The organism is Candidatus Enterococcus willemsii, assembly GCF_009933335.1.
Taxonomy (GTDB): Bacteria; Bacillota; Bacilli; order Lactobacillales; family Enterococcaceae; genus Enterococcus_F; species Enterococcus_F willemsii.
Map to the genome: position 1 here is coordinate 55,588 of NZ_MAEL01000035.1, position 17,046 is coordinate 72,633.

Sequence of the window (17,046 nt, forward strand, 5' to 3'; positions counted from 1 at the left end):
TTAGACAGATGAGGAAAGGGAGGGTCCTATGAAAATTTTAATTATTGGTGCTTCTTTTGCAGGGGTGTATTGTAGCTTGCAAGCACGGAAATTATATCCAGAAGCCGAGATTACAATTATTGAAAAGAATGAATTAGCTGGTTTTTTACCGAATGGTTTATTGTTATATTTACAAGGAAATTATGAACGATTAGAAGACGCAACATTTATCTCAAGCAAACAATTACAAGAAAATAACATTCAATTACACTTGAATGAGACCTTTCAGACCGTCAATGCACAAAACAAACAACTGATTACCGATAAAGCGACGTATATTTACGATAAATTAGTCTTAGCGACCGGTTCCACGCAGCATTCCACGCGTATTGAATTAGTGGAAGAAGAAATTTTCCATTATAAAACCTATCAAGCAGCCAAGTTTTTACTCCCTAAAATTGAACAGGCACAAGATATTACTATCATTGGTGCAGGTCAAGCAGGATTGGAAGCGGCAAGTGTCTTTGTCGAATTAGGAAAACAGGTGCATGTCTTTGAAACATTAGATTATCCACTATTTAAATATTTTGACCAAGCATTTTTAGCTCCCTTTATTTCTGCTATTGAACAAATTCCGAATTTAACGATGCATTTTAACCAGCAAATCTCCAAAATTGTTAAAAATGAACAGTTTGAAGTCAATGCGCAGCAAACAGAGTGGAAAAGCGATTTGATTTTGACCACAGTCAATGTTCATCCAACGAACGTCGCTATTGAGGAAGTCCAGGTTCACAAGGATCAAACGATTCATACGGATGCATATTTAGAAACATCTCAAAAAGGTATTTTTGCGATTGGTGATTTAATCAAAGTTCCACTCAAAATAACGAATGAAAAAATGTATCTCCCACAAATTAGCAATGCCGTACGGACTGGAATTGTAGCGGCCTCGAATTTAGTAGAGCCAACGACGCCGTTTGAAGGTGGGTTGCGCATGATTGGTACGAAGCTTTTTGGGTGGTATCTAGCAAGTGTCGGTTTGTTAGAAGCCGAAGCTTTTATTTATCCGCACAATATTGCGACGAAAACTGTCAATATTCCGGTCTCTTTTGTCTCCAAACAGAGTATTCAATGCAAACTTATCTTTGAAGAACAAAGCCATCGTTTGCTAGGTGTCCAGCTATTAGCAAAAGAAAACTGCCTAGACTTGATTAATCGTTGTGGCTGGGCAATTGAAGAAGGGTTAACACTAGAGGAAGTGATGATGCGTGATTTCTTTTTTCATGCCCAATTTAGCAATCATTTAGCTTCGATTACCGAGCTTTTAGGAAGTGACGACCAATGAAGTTTGAAGATTTATTAGAGAAAAAAGAAATGAAAAAAATCCGCTTGTTAAAGCAATTGTTGCTTTCTGGTGGGACGGCAACCATTCAAGAGTTAGCTGAAAATTTAGCGATATCTAAAAAATCAGTTGAAAATTATTTAGAGGAATTAATCTATGACTTACAGGAATACCAAGGCAAATGTCAGCTAACATATGATAAAACAACCGTTTATTATGCCAAAACATCGGAATTTTCTATGTGGGAATTAGAAGTGAAGTGGTACAAACAAGCCCCTAAATTTCAAATTTTAATCCATCTATTGAAGAACAAGGAGTTGGCGGTCATCCGTTTAACACAAGAACTCGCCATTAGTGAATCCTCGTTATCTCGAAAGATTAAAGAATTGAATCAGTTGCTGAAAGAATTTCATTTGATGATTTGGCAAGGAAAATTAACAGGTGAAGAGAGTCAAATTCGTTATTTCTACTTTCAACTTTTATGGTATTTAGAACAGTATGACAAGAAAATTACCCAAAAAGAAACAGAATTATTGGAGCAATTTGCACGCGGTTTCGGCATTACGTTCACTAAGGAAGCACGCTACCGAACGGTTTTATGGTTACGTTTGACCAAATATCGCATAACAATCAATCCTGAATTTACTCAATTCCGTCAGCGTTTTGAACCGTACACTCGTGACCGTTTTTATTTGCAAATCAAACCGATTTTCCATCGTCTTTTTAGCTATAATGCGATTGAATTGAAGGAAGAAGAAGTAATGCTGCATTTTATTTTTCTGATTAGTATGTCGATTTTGACGGAAGCTGATTTTTATCAGTATTGGTTACAGCGTTCGCAATTTACACCTGCTAGTCGGGCAGATACGGTGATTTTGGAAAATATTTTACGCTTGTATCCACGTGCTAAAATTCGTCCTGACCGTGAGATAAATTGCTATTATCATCTTTCGCAAGTCCATTTGCGCTTGTACTTTTTCCAAGGCGATGTGGAAGTGTACGACCGTAAGAATATTTGGCGTTTAGAACAAACCTTATCGAGTCGCGACATTCGAGCATTTACAAATAAATTAATGACATTGGCATTAGATACATTAGCAATGACTCCTCAGCAAGAAAATAGTCTACTGGCGATGACTGAAGTGAAATATTTAAGTTTGCTGGCTATTTTGGATGTTGAGATGAATCGTGAAATTCGCGTAGGAATTGACTTAGAGATGGATCCACTCTTTAAGGAAGCTGCAACAATTATGTATATTTTGCATTTGAAAAACTTAAATGGTGTGGTCGTTGAAGCCTATCATGCTCACCAAACGTATGATTTAATCATCACGAACAAACCCCATGCTACAGGGAATTATTATCGTTTGTCTGAATTAGGTGCGAGCTATGACATACAAGAAATTAAAAAAATTATTCGCCAATTATAAGGTGAAAAGGCTTTATTTATTGAGTTTTGTCAAAAATTCCAAAAAACGAAAAAAAGCTGACAAAATAAATACGCCGAAAAATTGTAAGATATGAATGTAAAGAAAACGCTAACAAAAAGGAGAGACAATAAATATGACAAAAGAAAAAAAATACATCATGGCGATTGATCAAGGGACCACGAGTTCAAGAGCGATTTTATTTGATAAAAAAGGCAACAATGTTGGTTCTTCTCAAAAAGAATTTACGCAATATTTTCCACATTCAGGTTGGGTAGAACATAATGCCAATGAAATTTGGAATTCTGTTCAGTCAGTGATTGCAGGTGCTTTCATTGAATCGGGCATTCATCCAGAAACAGTCGCAGGTATTGGGATTACTAACCAACGTGAAACAACAGTTGTTTGGGAACGAGAAACAGGACGTCCAATCTATAATGCAATTGTTTGGCAATCTCGTCAATCAGCTGAAATTGCGGATCAATTAGTGACAGATGGTCATAAAGAAATGATCCATTCGAAAACCGGATTAGTAGTCGATGCCTATTTCTCTGCTACGAAAGTGCGTTGGATTTTAGACCATGTGGAAGGTGCCCAAGAACGTGCAGAAAAAGGCGAATTGGTCTTTGGAACGATTGATTCTTGGTTAGTTTGGAAATTGACAGACGGTGCGACCCACGTAACTGATTATTCAAATGCCAGTCGAACAATGTTGTATAACATCCATGATTTAGCTTGGGACAAAGATATTTTAGCCTTGTTAAATATTCCTGAAGCAATGTTGCCAGAAGTGAAAAGTAATTCAGAAATTTATGGTTATACCAAACCTTATCATTTCTATGGTAGCGAAGTACCTATTTCCGGAATGGCAGGCGACCAACAAGCGGCTTTATTTGGTCAAATGGCGTTTGAACCAGGGATGGTTAAAAATACCTACGGAACAGGTTCGTTTATTGTCATGAACACAGGCGAAAAACCACAATTGTCTAAAAATAATTTATTAACCACCATTGGTTATGGGATTAATGGCAAAATTTATTATGCATTGGAAGGAAGTATTTTCGTTGCAGGGTCAGCCATTCAATGGTTACGTGATGGCTTACGTATGATTGAAACATCGCCAGAATCAGAGGAAATTGCAGGTCGTGCAAGTGGCGACAATGAAGTTTATGTTGTACCGGCATTTACCGGCTTAGGCGCTCCTCATTGGGATTCAAATGCACGTGGGGCGGTCTTCGGTCTCACACGTGGCACAACTAGAGAAGATTTCGTCAAAGCAACCTTACAATCAATTGCTTACCAATCTCGTGATGTTCTAGATACTATGAAAAAAGATTCAGGAATTGATATTCCACTACTAAAAGTTGATGGTGGAGCAGCGAAAAATCGTTTGTTAATGCAATTCCAAGCAGATATTTTAAATACACCCGTTCAAATTGCAGCTAATTTAGAAACAACGGCACTAGGAGCAGCTTATCTAGCAGGTTTAGCTGTTGGTTTCTGGAAAGACTTGGATGAATTGAAAGCAATGTTAGAAGAAGGCGAAACATTGACACCGCAAATGTCGGAAGATGAACGTGAAAAACTTTATGAAAACTGGCAAGCGGCGGTGAAAGCAACTCAAGCATTCAAACCACGTATATAAAAGAAAGTAGGAAAGAATATGACCTTTTCATTTAAAACAAGACAAACAAATATTCAACAAGCAAAAGACCAAACGTTAGATCTTCTTGTGATAGGTGGAGGGATTACTGGTGCAGGAGTGGCTGTTCAAGCCGCTGCTGCCGGTATGAAAATAGCATTAGTCGAAATGCAGGATTTTGCGGAAGGAACGTCTTCACGTTCAACCAAGCTTGTTCATGGCGGTATTCGTTATCTAAAAACTTTTGATGTGGAAGTTGTCGCAGATACCGTGAAGGAACGAGCCAATGTGCAAAAAATTGCGCCACATATTCCCAAACCCGACCCTATGTTAATGCCGATTTACGATGAACCAGGTGCAACCTTTAACCTTTTCTCTGTAAAAGTAGCGATGGACTTGTACGATCAATTAGCAGGTGTCACAGGCACACGTTATGCTAATTACTTGTTGACCAAAGAAGAAGTCCTAGCAAGAGAACCACAATTGAGTGCTGATAACTTACAAGGAGGTGGCGTGTACTTAGATTTTCGGAATAACGATGCCCGCTTAGTGATTGAAAATATCAAACAAGCACAAGCTGACGGTGGGATGATGATTTCACGTGCAAAAGTGACCGACATTTTACATGATGAAACTGGTCGTGCAATTGGTGCCACTGTTGAAGACTTGGTAACTGGTGAAACATTTACCATTCATGCACATGTCATTATTAATACAACAGGTCCTTGGTCAGATAAAGTACGTAATCTTGATAGTAAAAATGACTTACCTGAACAGATGCGTCCGACAAAAGGTGTGCATTTAGTCGTTAATCGTAGCAAGTTGAGTGTCCCACAACCAACGTATTTTGATACGGGTAAAAATGATGGACGGATGGTCTTCGTTGTTCCTCGTGAAGAGAAGACTTATTTTGGTACAACAGATACTGATTATCATGGAGATTTGAATCATCCGCAAGTCGAGCAAAGCGACGTTGATTATTTATTAGACATTGTCAATCATCGTTTCCCAGAAGCTCACATTAAGTTAGAAGATATTGAATCAAGTTGGGCAGGGTTACGTCCGTTGATTTCAGGAAATGGCGGCTCGGACTATAATGGTGGCAACAATGGTACCATGACCGAAGAAAGTTTCCAAAGAGTCGTTCATGCAGTTGAACATTATTTGGATAATCCAAGTACACGCGATAAAGTCGAACAAGCTATTCAAGAAGTGGAATCGTCCATTGATAATAGTATAAATCCTTCACAAGTTTCCAGAGGGAGTAGTCTGGAAGTTTCACAAGATGGGTTGTTAACGCTAGCAGGTGGAAAAATTACCGATTATCGTTTAATGGCTGAGGGAGCATTGGCTAAAATTCAAGAAATTCTGGCAAAAGATTTTCAAAAAACGTATGTTTTAATCGATTCAACAGTATATCCTGTTTCAGGTGGAAAAATCAATCCGCAACGCGTGGATGAAGAATTAGCCGAGTTAGCAAAATTAGCGGAAGCAAAAGGTTTGAATGAAAAAGATGCGTTGTATCTTGCGCATTTGTATGGATCAAATTTACCAACTGTTTTAACGTACGAAGAGCCAATCGAAGGGTTATCTGCACGAGACAGCTATTCATTAAATTACGCGCTTCATGAAGAATCTGTTTTAACACCAACTGATTATTTCATGCGCCGAACGAATTTCATTTTGTTTATTCGTGATGAATTAGACGCGATAAAAATGCCAGTTATCAATAAAATGAAAGCCTTTTTTAACTGGACAGAAGAAGAAACAGCGAAGCATACAGCTGATTTAGAAGCAGTCGTTGCTGAATCTGACTTGAAAAAATTAAAGGAGCTAGGACAATGAGTGATATGACGCAGATTTTTAGTGAATTTTTAGGAACCGCAATGTTGATTTTGTTAGGTAGTGGCGTTTGTGCAGCAGTTAATTTAGAGAAAAGTAAAGCCCAAGCATCTGGTTGGATTGTGATTGCCATGGGATGGGCAACAGCGGTAACAATTGCTGTCTATGCTTCAAGTTTTATGGGACCAGCCCACTTAAACCCAGCAGTGACTATCGGAATGGCAATTGCAGGTTCGTTTAGCTGGAACCTAGTAGCGCCGTTTATTCTTGCACAAGTATTAGGGGCAATCGTCGGTGCAACACTTGTCTGGTTAGCATATTTACCACATTGGGAAGAAACCAAAGACCAAGGTGCAATTTTAGGAACATTTGCGACCGGGCCAGCAATTCGCAAGCCAGCAGTCAACGCAATTACTGAAATTATTGGGACATTTGTATTAGTTTTTGCACTATTAGCTTTTGGTCAAACAACTTTTGCTGACGGCACGAATCCAATGGTCGTAGGTATTTTGATTCTAGCAATTGGTTTGTCATTAGGTGGACCAACAGGCTATGCGATTAATCCAGCTCGTGATTTAGGGCCTCGTATTGCACACCAATTATTACCAATCAAAAACAAAGGGACATCTGATTGGGCATACAGTTGGGTACCGATTGTTGGACCGATCGTTGGTGGTGTGTTAGCGGCGTTATTATTCAATGTATTACCAATTTAAATTCCTAAAAGATTGACTATTAGATGGTCAATCTTTTTTTGTTTCTGTTGAGTAAGTGGTTGAGTCAACGTTTCTATCTGTTATTTGCTATAATGATAAAAAAGTAGTAGGGGGCAAAAAAATGTTTCAACTAATTACAGATGCTTGTTGTGATTTACCAGCAACTGTCTTAGATCAAGAAAAAGTTGCGTATATTCCAATGATGTTGGATTTAGATGGCAAAGAGTATGTAGATGATCTTGGTCAAACGTTTGATTATTCTTGGTTTTTAGAACAACTGAAGCAAAACAAACAACCAACAACCTCACAAATTAACGTGGGACGTTTTATGGAACATTTTCGTCCATATGCGGAAAAAGGCATTCCTTTATTATATATTGGTTTCTCTTCAGGGTTAAGTGGTTCTTACAATAGTTCCTTGCAAGCAGTTGATTTATTAAAAGAAGAATATCCAGAAGCAATGATTCATTGTGTTGATACAAAAGCGGCAAGTTTAGGTGTTGGTATGCTCGTGATGCACGCTGCAGCAATGCAACAAGCGGGCAAATCGTTGGACGAAATTGTCGCTTGGTTAGAAACGTATCAAAGCCATTTACGCTCATGGGTAACAGTAGATGACTTGAAGCATTTAGAACGGGGTGGACGGATTTCAAAAGCGGCGGCTGTGATGGGTGGCTTGTTAAACGTGAAACCGATTATTCATGTCGATGCAGAAGGACGCTTGCAAAATGTCGATAAAGTCCGTGGCCGTAACAAAGCCATTCAAAAAATTATTCAAGAAACACAAAATGATATCGACCTATCTATTTTGAATCATTTATATATCGCACATACAGGTGATGATGCGACGGTTGCTAAAGTTGCGACACAATTACAAGAGTTGTATCCTGACACACCAATCACACAATTTCCTTTAGGACCAACCATTGCAAGTCATACAGGTTATGGTTGTATCGCGTTGTTTTCGATGGGGACGAAAGAAAGATAGAAGAAGCTTTGCATTCAAGCAAAGCTTCTTTTTTAATATTTGTTAATAAATCCAGAGAAGATAGACAGAAGACACGAACCTTGCTACACTGGAAAAAAACAAAATATATTGGAGATGTCAAAATGTTTATTGTCGATTTTATTCTTCACGTAGATGAACACTTGCTCTTTTTTGTTGAGCAGTATGGGGCGGGAATTTATCCGTTGCTTTTTTTGATTTTGTTCATTGAAACGGGATTAGTTATTTTTCCATTTTTACCGGGAGATTCATTATTATTTGCTGGCGGGGCATTGTCAGCGATTAGTAGTAGTTTGAGTCTGCCATTGATTCTATTGACATGTATGGTTGCTTCGATTCTAGGAAATACGGTGAATTATTTCTTAGGACGTAAAATTGGGACGCATGCCTTGTATGATGGTCCGTTATCGAAGTGGATTAAAGCGGAAGAAGTACAGAAGGCCGAAAATTTCTTTAATGAGAAAGGGAAGTATACGATTTTTATCGGGCGTTTCTTACCGTTTATTCGGACGTTTGTCCCATTTATTGCGGGTTCTACCAAGATGCATCGTAAAACGTTTATGTTTCTAAATGTGATCAGTGGGATTAGTTGGGTGTTAGTAGCGACATTGGCAGGTTATTTCTTAGGAAACATTCCTTTTATCAATGCGCATTTCTCAATGATTATGCTGGCAATTATTATGGTGTCCTTGTTGCCGATGTTACTTTCTGTGGTTAAAGGTTGGCAACAATCGAAAAAAGTTTCTGAATGATGTGTATATTTATACAAAAACAAAAATGAATATTTATTCAAAAAAACTCGAAGTCCTCAGATAAATAGAGAACTTCGAGTTTTTATGTTATTCGTATAATGCAGCGACACGTTTTTGTAAATCAGCATTTTCTAAGAATTCATCGTAGGTTGTTTCCGCACGATCAACAACACCATTCGCTGAAACCACGATAATACGATTTGCTAATGTTTGAATGAATTGGTGGTCATGTGATGCAAATAGTAATGCGCCAGTAAATGACATTAAGCCTTCATTCAATGCAGAAATTGATTCCAAGTCTAAATGATTCGTTGGATCATCTAGCACTAAAACATTGGCTTTTGAAAGCATGTTTTTTGAAAGCATACAACGAACTTTTTCGCCTCCCGAAAGGACGTTGACTTTTTTCAAGACTTCGTCACCAGAGAATAACATTCGACCTAAGAAGCTACGTAAGAAAGTATTGTCATCTTCTTCTTTGCTTGCGTATTGACGTAACCAGTCTAAAATCGTTAAGTCATTATTGAATTCTGCACTTGGATCTTTTGGCAAGTACGATTGACTTGTTGTGACACCCCAACGAACGGTTCCTGTATCTGGGGTGATTTCGCCCATGATAACTTTGAATAAAGTAGTTGTTGTAATGTCATTATTTGCGATAAAGGCCACTTTATCTTCTTTATTTAAGGTAAATGAAATATTATCTAAAACTTTCTTACCATCAATTGTGACGCTTACGTTTTCAACTTGTAGCAAGTCGTTTCCGATTTCGCGTTCTGGCTTGAAACCAACGAATGGGTAGCGGCGTGAAGATGGTTGAATGTCATCTAGAGTAATTTTATCTAACATTTTTTTACGAGAAGTTGCTTGTTTTGATTTTGAGGCATTTGCAGAGAAACGCGCGATAAAGTCTTGCAACTCTTTGATTTGTTCTTCTTTTTTAGCATTTGATTGTGCTTGTAATTTTGCCGCTAATTGGCTTGATTCCAACCAGAAATCGTAGTTACCGACATATAATTTAATTTTACCGAAATCTAAATCGGCCATGTGCGTACATACTTTATTTAAGAAGTGACGGTCATGGGAAACGACGATAACAGTATTTTCAAAGTTGATTAGAAATTCTTCTAACCAAGCAATCGATTGAATATCTAATCCGTTAGTCGGCTCATCTAATAGTAAAACATCAGGCTGACCAAATAAAGCTTGCGCTAACAAGACTTTGACTTTTTGTCCAGCAGTCAATTCGCTCATTTGTACTTGGTGTAATTCTTCTGGAATGTTCAATCCTTGTAATAAAACAGCGGCCTCTGGTTCAGCTTCCCAACCATTTAATTCGGCAAATTCGCCTTCTAATTCGGCTGCTCGAATGCCGTCTTCATCACTAAAATCTTCTTTCATATAAATGGCATCTTTTTCTTTCATAACATCATAAAGACGTTTGTGTCCCATGATAACTGTCTCAAGTACAGTATATTCTTCAAAATCAAAATGATTTTGCTTCAAGACTGCCATACGTTCATCAGGTCCTAATGCTACATTACCTGTTGAAGGTTGGATTTCTCCGGATAATATTTTTAAAAAAGTTGATTTACCAGCACCATTCGCACCGATCAAACCATAGCAATTTCCGGGTGTAAACTTAATATTCACATCATCAAAAAGTTTGCGATCTGAAAAATGCAAACTAACATCACTTACTGTAATCAATTTTTTTCCTCACTTTTACATGTATTCTAGACCAAGGTCTCCTAGCATTATATCGGTGATAGTCAAAAGTTTCAAGGTATTGCGCTGAATTTCACTTTTTCCTGCTCCATTCCTTGATATTTCTTTCGGTACGCCTTAAAATGTAGGCAGATACATAAATAATGGAGGAAAAAGAATGCTAGATTGGTTAGTTGGTTTGCAGCCGTGGCAGCAAGCATTAGTTGGCACAGGATTTACGTATTTTATGACTGCTTTAGGTGCAGCTTTGGTGTTTTTCTTTAAAAGCATTAATCGCAATGTATTAAGCACGATGCTCGGTTTTGCTTCTGGCGTCATGATTGCCGCGAGTTTTTGGTCGTTGCTAGATCCTGCGATTGAACGAGCGACTGAAAATGGTGATATTCCCTGGTTGGTCGTGAGTATTGGCTTTGCCTTAGGTGGATTATTTTTATATGCTGCAGATAAAATTTTACCACATATGCATTTTGGTCAAAAAAATGAAGTCGAAGGGATTCCGAGCCATTTTAAGCGGACAATTTTATTGGTCTTTTCGATTACGTTACACAATATTCCTGAGGGATTAGCGGTGGGTGTTGCTTTTGGGGCAGCCGCTAATGCAGAGGATCCACGAGCAGCTGTTTTAGCAGCGTTGTCGGTAGCTATCGGAATTGGGATTCAAAACTTTCCTGAAGGAGCTGCCGTATCGATTCCTTTACAACAAGAAGGGCTTAGTCGTCCAAAAGCGTTCTTCCATGGACAAGCTTCAGGGATTGTTGAGCCAATCGCCGGTGTTTTAGGAGCTTTGCTAGTGTCTAAGATGGAAGTGATTTTACCTTATGCCTTAGCTTTTGCAGCAGGTGCAATGATTTATGTTGTGGTTGAAGAATTGATTCCAGAAGCACACTTGTCATCACCAACGCGTCGCCATTTCGGTGTCTTTGGTACGATGTTGGGCTTTGTGATTATGATGATTTTAGATGTGGCGTTGGGGTAGAAAAAAATAAGCAATAAAAAAGTAGTTCAGACGAGCTACTTTTTTATTTCTTATTTATCTCATTATAACCAGTAGTAATCATTTGAAAGATGCTATAAATACACGAGACATAGCTACTTACTAACTTATATTGTCTAAATTAATTTGTGTTATTTTTAATATTACTTGAATATTTCTAACCTAAAGTCTGTATTAACAGAAAAATAAGAAAAACAACGAACCAAACATAAGTCTAGCTCGTTGTTTTGCGTGTTTCACGTGAAACTTTTGTTAAACTTCTTCATTTTCTAATTGCTTTTCCAAGGCTTGCATCATTTTTTTATTTGGAAGTAGTTGATTGACACCAATGGCTACCACCATACCGATGAAACTATCGACAACTCTTGCAAAGGCGTACTGATAAGATTCGGTTTCAGGTACCATGAATAAGATAGTCAGTAGAGTGGCACAAGCACCAACTGTTCCTTCTTGATAGCCAAAATGGGATAACAAAGAAATCATTCCAATAATTAACAGAGGCATCACAAGTAACTGCACGGATTTTCCGTCGCCAACTAAATGAAAAAGAAAGATGGCAATGATGGAAAAAAGCGCACCGAATGTGTTACCAACTACTCGATGCTTACCAAATTTCAATGTATTGACCATGTCTTCTCGTAATGTAAAAATAGCAGTCAATGCCATGACAACATAGGTATCCCGTTGTAGTAGTATGCTAATTAGAATACAAATAAAGACGCTTAACCCAGTTTTGATTGTTCTTAAACCAATTCTCAATAGGGGGGCCTCGTTTCTAATTGATAAGCTAAGTATAACGAAAAAAAGTTGAATCGCAAAGATTCAACTTTTCTAATAATTTCGACGACGGTTGGTTGAACGCTCACTTAACCAGCGAACGACTAAAATCGCAATAATTAATGGGATACCAAAGCGAAAAGCGACATAAAATAATCCACCTAATAAAGCCAAGACGATTTTAATTACTAGACCAGCAATAATTAACCCAACAACAAGTTTTACAATATTCACAAGTGTATTGTCATTCATTTTGCGAACCTCCTAAGTTCTTCTTGTTTTTACTATAGCAAAGGAAACAAGAGGAGACATCCGTCTTAAGTTGGAACTTTACGTACGGATTTGCCCGTCACCGTAAACAATATATTTCGTTGATGTCAGTTCTGGCAAGCCCATTGGTCCACGTGCATGTAATTTTTGGGTAGAAATTCCGATTTCAGCGCCAAACCCAAAGACAAAACCATCGGTAAAACGTGTTGAGGCATTGACATAAACTGCCGCAGCATCGACTTCTTTTAAGAATTTTTGTGAAGTAAAATAATTATCGGTGACGATTGCTTCGGAATGTTGCGTATTGTATTGATTGATGTGGGTGATAGCTTCTTCTACAGAATCGACCACTTTGACCGCTAAAATATAATCTAAAAATTCGGTCGCCCAATCTTCTTCGGTCGCTAGTTGTGCATTTGTTAAATACGTCAGCGCACGTTCGTCGCCACGTAATTCGACAGTATCTGCACATTCTTCTGCTAATTTTGGTAAGAAAAATTCAGCGACATCTTGATGAACCAGAACTGTTTCAATGGAATTGCAGACAGACGGGCGTTGTGCTTTGGCATTCATAGTAATATCAATCGCCATTTGCAACTGAGCATCTTTGTCAACATAGACATGGTTGTTACCAGTACCAGTTTCAATGACTGGTACAGTTGCAGTCTCTTTGACGCGTTTGATTAAACCGGCACCACCACGAGGAATTAAGACATCTAAATATTCCGTTAAACGCATCATTTCATTTGCCACTGCATGAGAAGTATCATCAATGAATTGAATGGCATGTGGCGAATGACCGTTTTCTTGCAAGGTATCTTGAAGAATTTTGACTAACACTTGATTGGAATAGAAGGCTTCTTTGCCTCCACGTAAAATAACGGCATTCCCGGTTTTAAAACATAAACTTGCAGCATCTGTGGTAACATTTGGTCGTGATTCGTAAATAATTCCGATAACTCCTAAAGGTACACGTTGGCGACCAATCATCAAACCATCCGCATTTTTCCACATTTTTTCAACTTCACCAATTGGATCAGGTAACTGGACGACTTGACGAATACCATCGGCCATTTCTTTGATGCGTGCTTCAGTCAAGCGCAGGCGATCTTTCATGGTTTCTTTGATGCCGTAATCGTCGGATTTTGCCAAATCCTGAGCGTTTGCTTCTAGAATGACCGGTGTATTTGCTTCCAAAGCGGTTGCCATTTTTTCTAACAATTGATTTTTCGTTAAGGTATCTAATAAACCTAATTGGTACGCGCTTGCTTTGGCTTGTTGTCCTAATTGTTGTAAATCTGTCATTTTTTGTCCTCCTTAAAGAGTGTTCCAATGTCTTCACCAGCTAAAATATCAAAAATTACTTTCGGTTGCTTGCCATTAGCTAATACCATGGCGCTCTGTTGATCTAGTACACGTTGTGCTGCTTTTAATTTGCTGTGCATACCACCAGTTCCAAATTGACTACCCTTGCCACCTGCACGATTGAATAAATCTGGCGTTAATTCTGTGATATGTGAATAAAGTGTCGCTTCTTTATTAGTGCTTGGATTATCCGAATAAAAACCGTTAATATCCGATAACATAATGAGTAAATTTGCTTGGGTTAATTGTAAAACGATGGCGGACAATTGGTCGTTGTCACCAAATTTAGTTGTATGGTCCAACTCGTCAACTGCGACGGTATCATTCTCATTAATGATTGGAATGATACCCATTCGTAGCAATTGTTCTAAAGTATTCACTACATTTTGGCGACTTTCTGGAAATTCGATGACATCTCGTGTCAATAAGACTTGTGCTGTCTGTTGTCCGTATACCATGAAACGTTGACCATAAATCGACATCAATTCAGCTTGTCCGACAGCCGCGACTGCCTGTTGTTCAGGAATCGAAGATGGACGTTGCGTAAAGTTTAATTTGTTCATCCCAATCCCAATGGCACCAGAAGAAACTAAAATAACTTCTTTGCCTTGGTTTTTTAAATCCGTTAAGGTAAATGCTAGTTCATCGATGCCCGCTAAATTAATATTTCCATTGGGATAGATGAGGGAACTTGTTCCAATTTTAATGACAATTCGTTTTGCTTCGTTTAGTTGATTTCGCATATTCCACCTCTGTATCTCCATCTTAGTGTTTCCATTGTACTAGCAAATCATTCATTCGTCATGTGAATTATTTCAAAATTACGAAAAAATGATGAAAGATTAGTGAGAAAGTGAAAATAGGAAGCGAATTACATCCTATTTTGGACAATTTTCGGATATTGAACCTTTTTGCCCAGTGTATCAAAAGTATCTACAATCGAGCGAATCATTGTTAATGTCAGTGAATCGTACTCAATTTGATTAGAAGGTGTAAGTAAACCAATCGGTGGGTGAATCGGTAAGTCTTTGACCGCGACAACCTTTGTTCCACTAAACTGTTCGGAATGAGCTGTCGCTGTAAATAATGAAATTCCTGCATTTTCTCGTACATAATATTTATGAGATAAACTTGTGGTCACTTCCATTTTTCGGTATTGATTACCAATACTTTGGCGCAGGTGTTGTTCAATTTGAATCCGCACCGGGCAATTTTCAGGTGTAAATAAAAAGACTTCATTGCGTAAATCTGCCAATGTGACCACTTGTCGATTGGCTAATGGATGTTGTTCCGAAACAAGTAAATTTAACTCATCATAAAAAATCGGTTCGTAATAATGATCTAAAATTAAATGAGGGGCACCGCAAATAGCAAACGCAATCGTCCCATCTTTGAGTGCTTGGCTACATGTATTGGCATCAGCCACCTGAATGTGAACAGAGACCGTAGGATAGGCTTGATGAAACGATTGAATGACTTGCGGCATAATCAAGCTAGCTGTTGGATCGGAAACACCAATAGTTAATGAACGGGCAGGCACTTCGTTATGTAGTTGTTCTGCGAAAAGATCTAATTCCGCATAATTTGCCAGTAAGGTTTGTGACTTTTCATAAAATAATTGACCTGCTGGCGTGAGTTGCAGTGTTTTGCCACGTTCAAACAAGGAAATTTTGAGTTCGGCTTCTAATTGTTTGATGCGCATAGAAATTGTAGGTTGCGAATATTGTAAAATTTCGGCAGCTTTTTGAAAACTCCCTGTTTTAGCAATGACGGCAAATGTTTGAATCTCTCGTATGTCCATGAAATTCCTTCTTTCTGTTCAATGAGTATGTTTACTATACTAATAGTTTGTGCCATCAACAATCTTCTTGTTTGAGGGATATAGTTTTTTTATATCACGTTAATTATCAAGCGGAAAGAACGACGTATTTCGTATGAAAAGACGAATGATTTTTTGATAAACCTTAATTTAATAGGCTTTTTTTAGTTATAAGTAAATGGACATATCAATTTTTTTGATAGCTCAATTTACTTTTTTTTATTGGAAAGAGCGTTTTTTATCACTTATAGTTTAGAAACAAATTTCACAGAAAAAGAGGAAAGAGGGATAAACATGACAAAAGTGACGCTTATTGTTGGTGCAAATTCAACGAGTTCGAGGTTGAATGGTTTAGTTGAATACACCCAAAAAGTTTTGTTCGACTATAAAATACAGACGCAGGTAATCCAAGTGCATATGTTGCCGCACCAAGCATTACTGACAGCAGATGTCATGGATAAGACTCTTCAAAAATATAATGAGCAACTGGCAGCTAGTGAGGGGGTATTTATTTTTACACCGATTTTTAAAGGGAGCTATTCAGGTATTCTCAAAACGTATCTGGATGTCTTACCCCAAAAAGCCCTTGCAAACAAAGTTGTTTATGCCTTGGGATTAGGCGGGTCGCAACATCATTTATTGGCGTTGCAGTACGCATTAGAGCCCGTGTTAAAAGAGTTAGGAACCGAAGAATTATTGCAGTCAACTTATGTACTACAAGACCAGGTCACGAAAGAAGAACGCGGCTTTACTGTCAACGAGACTGTTCGACAACGAATCAATCAACAACTAGATCAAGTGATTCAACGTATTGAATTAAAACAACAGGGGGTGCGACGATGGGAAAAGATCGTTTAAGGATTGCGACAAGAGAAGATGCGCCAGCTTTATTGGTATTGATTCAGGAATCCTTTCAAGAAGTGAAGGATTATGGGATTGATTGGCCGTCAACGAATGCAACGTTAGAAAGTGTCATTGAAAATATTGAAACAGGTGTTGCGATTGTTTTAGAACGTGAAGGTCAACTGCTAGCGACGATTACAATTCGTCTGCCGTGGGAAACTGACACACCGATTTCTCATTACCCATTCCTATGGTGGTTTGCGACGGCTCATGCGTGGAAAGGGCAAGGCATTGGCAAGAAATTTTTAAAACAAGTGGAAGAAGAATTTTTAATCAAACAATTTAAAGCACCGGCTTATGTCATTGGTACATCGGGTGAAAAACATCCATGGTTATTGGATATGTACTTACGAAATGGCTACCAAACTTTATTTACACAAAGAGATGAGAATGATTTAGGTGTGGCGCTGTATAAAGTGCTGATTCCTGAACGGTTTGATGAAAAGATTTTACGTGTTGCTGAAGCACATTAAGGAGGGGCTTG

General features: G+C 38.2%; 16 protein-coding genes. 10 read left to right on the forward strand and 6 right to left on the reverse strand.

Annotation, left to right across the window (positions count from 1 at the left end; translation table 11 throughout):
- Window positions 1-28 precede the first annotated feature (28 nt).
- The 7 genes from BAU17_RS05915 to BAU17_RS05945 all read left to right on the forward strand — a co-directional run bounded on the left by BAU17_RS05915 (window position 29) and on the right by BAU17_RS05945 (window position 8,706).
- On the forward strand, window positions 29-1,324 hold the full coding sequence (locus tag BAU17_RS05915; RefSeq protein WP_161901905.1) for an NAD(P)/FAD-dependent oxidoreductase: 1,296 nt from the start codon (window positions 29-31) through the stop codon (window positions 1,322-1,324).
- Window positions 1,321-2,751: an AcpB/EbpR/MafR family transcriptional regulator gene (locus BAU17_RS05920; protein ID WP_161901906.1), complete on the forward strand. Its 1,431-nt coding sequence runs from the start codon at window positions 1,321-1,323 to the stop codon at window positions 2,749-2,751. The genes BAU17_RS05915 and BAU17_RS05920 overlap by 4 nt, the downstream gene beginning before the upstream one ends.
- 133 nt (window positions 2,752-2,884) lie before the next feature.
- Window positions 2,885-4,393, forward strand: a complete 1,509-nt coding sequence (gene glpK / locus BAU17_RS05925) for a glycerol kinase GlpK (RefSeq protein ID WP_161901907.1) — start codon at window positions 2,885-2,887, stop codon at window positions 4,391-4,393.
- Window positions 4,394-4,411: 18 nt separating this feature from the next.
- Window positions 4,412-6,235 carry a type 1 glycerol-3-phosphate oxidase gene (gene glpO / locus BAU17_RS05930; protein ID WP_161901908.1) on the forward strand — a complete coding sequence of 608 codons (1,824 nt, stop codon included), beginning with the start codon at window positions 4,412-4,414 and terminating at the stop codon, window positions 6,233-6,235.
- Window positions 6,232-6,948 (forward strand): MIP/aquaporin family protein, encoded by a 717-nt coding sequence (locus BAU17_RS05935; RefSeq protein ID WP_161901909.1) that lies wholly within the window; start codon window positions 6,232-6,234, stop codon window positions 6,946-6,948. Before glpO ends, BAU17_RS05935 begins: the two co-directional genes overlap by 4 nt.
- A gap of 121 nt (window positions 6,949-7,069) precedes the next feature.
- On the forward strand, window positions 7,070-7,936 hold the full coding sequence (locus BAU17_RS05940) for a DegV family protein (protein WP_161901910.1): 867 nt from the start codon (window positions 7,070-7,072) through the stop codon (window positions 7,934-7,936).
- Between the two features lie 122 nt (window positions 7,937-8,058).
- Window positions 8,059-8,706 carry a VTT domain-containing protein gene (locus tag BAU17_RS05945; RefSeq protein ID WP_161901911.1) on the forward strand — a complete coding sequence of 216 codons (648 nt, stop codon included), beginning with the start codon at window positions 8,059-8,061 and terminating at the stop codon, window positions 8,704-8,706.
- Window positions 8,707-8,793: 87 nt separating this feature from the next.
- Here BAU17_RS05945 and BAU17_RS05950 read toward each other — a convergent pair whose 3' ends face one another.
- Entirely contained in the window at window positions 8,794-10,416 is a 1,623-nt protein-coding gene (locus tag BAU17_RS05950; RefSeq protein ID WP_161901912.1) for an ABC-F family ATP-binding cassette domain-containing protein, read from the reverse strand.
- Window positions 10,417-10,591: 175 nt separating this feature from the next.
- On the opposite strand from BAU17_RS05950, the gene BAU17_RS05955 reads away from it, so the two are divergent.
- Window positions 10,592-11,410: a ZIP family metal transporter gene (locus BAU17_RS05955; protein WP_161901913.1), complete on the forward strand. Its 819-nt coding sequence runs from the start codon at window positions 10,592-10,594 to the stop codon at window positions 11,408-11,410.
- 270 nt (window positions 11,411-11,680) lie between these two features.
- Here BAU17_RS05955 and BAU17_RS05960 read toward each other — a convergent pair whose 3' ends face one another.
- The 5 genes from BAU17_RS05960 to BAU17_RS05980 all read right to left on the reverse strand — a co-directional run bounded on the left by BAU17_RS05960 (window position 11,681) and on the right by BAU17_RS05980 (window position 15,641).
- Window positions 11,681-12,187, reverse strand: coding sequence for an FUSC family protein (locus BAU17_RS05960; RefSeq protein WP_161901914.1), 507 nt, complete (start codon window positions 12,185-12,187; stop codon window positions 11,681-11,683).
- 72 nt (window positions 12,188-12,259) lie between these two features.
- Window positions 12,260-12,457, reverse strand: coding sequence for a hypothetical protein (locus tag BAU17_RS05965; protein WP_161901915.1), 198 nt, complete (start codon window positions 12,455-12,457; stop codon window positions 12,260-12,262).
- Between the two features lie 78 nt (window positions 12,458-12,535).
- Window positions 12,536-13,780 (reverse strand): glutamate-5-semialdehyde dehydrogenase, encoded by a 1,245-nt coding sequence (locus tag BAU17_RS05970; protein ID WP_161901916.1) that lies wholly within the window; start codon window positions 13,778-13,780, stop codon window positions 12,536-12,538.
- Window positions 13,777-14,583 (reverse strand): glutamate 5-kinase, encoded by an 807-nt coding sequence (gene proB, locus BAU17_RS05975; protein WP_161901917.1) that lies wholly within the window; start codon window positions 14,581-14,583, stop codon window positions 13,777-13,779. The genes BAU17_RS05970 and proB overlap by 4 nt, the downstream gene beginning before the upstream one ends.
- 128 nt (window positions 14,584-14,711) lie before the next feature.
- Window positions 14,712-15,641 (reverse strand): LysR family transcriptional regulator, encoded by a 930-nt coding sequence (locus BAU17_RS05980; protein WP_161901918.1) that lies wholly within the window; start codon window positions 15,639-15,641, stop codon window positions 14,712-14,714.
- A 312-nt stretch (window positions 15,642-15,953) separates the two neighbouring features.
- On the opposite strand from BAU17_RS05980, the gene BAU17_RS05985 reads away from it, so the two are divergent.
- Both BAU17_RS05985 and BAU17_RS05990 read left to right on the forward strand, forming a co-directional pair.
- The gene (locus BAU17_RS05985) at window positions 15,954-16,517 is read left to right on the forward strand and encodes an NAD(P)H-dependent oxidoreductase (protein ID WP_161901919.1); all 564 of its coding nucleotides are present in this window, start codon (window positions 15,954-15,956) and stop codon (window positions 16,515-16,517) included.
- A complete protein-coding gene (locus tag BAU17_RS05990; protein ID WP_161901920.1) occupies window positions 16,499-17,035 on the forward strand; it encodes a GNAT family N-acetyltransferase in 537 nt (178 codons plus the stop codon). The genes BAU17_RS05985 and BAU17_RS05990 overlap by 19 nt, the downstream gene beginning before the upstream one ends.
- Window positions 17,036-17,046: the final 11 nt, after the last annotated feature.

Bases quoted from the DNA above. Each gene is read 5' to 3' on its own strand.
- BAU17_RS05965 (WP_161901915.1), bottom strand. From the start codon at position 12,457: ATGAATGACAATACACTTGTGAATATTGTAAAACTTGTTGTTGGGTTA.
- glpO (WP_161901908.1), top strand. From the start codon at position 4,412: ATGACCTTTTCATTTAAAACAAGACAAACAAATATTCAACAAGCAAAA.
- BAU17_RS05955 (WP_161901913.1), top strand. From the start codon at position 10,592: ATGCTAGATTGGTTAGTTGGTTTGCAGCCGTGGCAGCAAGCATTAGTT.
- BAU17_RS05980 (WP_161901918.1), bottom strand. From the start codon at position 15,641: ATGGACATACGAGAGATTCAAACATTTGCCGTCATTGCTAAAACAGGG.
- BAU17_RS05970 (WP_161901916.1), bottom strand. From the start codon at position 13,780: ATGACAGATTTACAACAATTAGGACAACAAGCCAAAGCAAGCGCGTAC.
- BAU17_RS05945 (WP_161901911.1), top strand. From the start codon at position 8,059: ATGTTTATTGTCGATTTTATTCTTCACGTAGATGAACACTTGCTCTTT.
- BAU17_RS05920 (WP_161901906.1), top strand. From the start codon at position 1,321: ATGAAGTTTGAAGATTTATTAGAGAAAAAAGAAATGAAAAAAATCCGC.
- BAU17_RS05990 (WP_161901920.1), top strand. From the start codon at position 16,499: ATGGGAAAAGATCGTTTAAGGATTGCGACAAGAGAAGATGCGCCAGCT.
- BAU17_RS05915 (WP_161901905.1), top strand. From the start codon at position 29: ATGAAAATTTTAATTATTGGTGCTTCTTTTGCAGGGGTGTATTGTAGC.
- BAU17_RS05940 (WP_161901910.1), top strand. From the start codon at position 7,070: ATGTTTCAACTAATTACAGATGCTTGTTGTGATTTACCAGCAACTGTC.
- proB (WP_161901917.1), bottom strand. From the start codon at position 14,583: ATGCGAAATCAACTAAACGAAGCAAAACGAATTGTCATTAAAATTGGA.
- BAU17_RS05985 (WP_161901919.1), top strand. From the start codon at position 15,954: ATGACAAAAGTGACGCTTATTGTTGGTGCAAATTCAACGAGTTCGAGG.
- glpK (WP_161901907.1), top strand. From the start codon at position 2,885: ATGACAAAAGAAAAAAAATACATCATGGCGATTGATCAAGGGACCACG.
- BAU17_RS05935 (WP_161901909.1), top strand. From the start codon at position 6,232: ATGAGTGATATGACGCAGATTTTTAGTGAATTTTTAGGAACCGCAATG.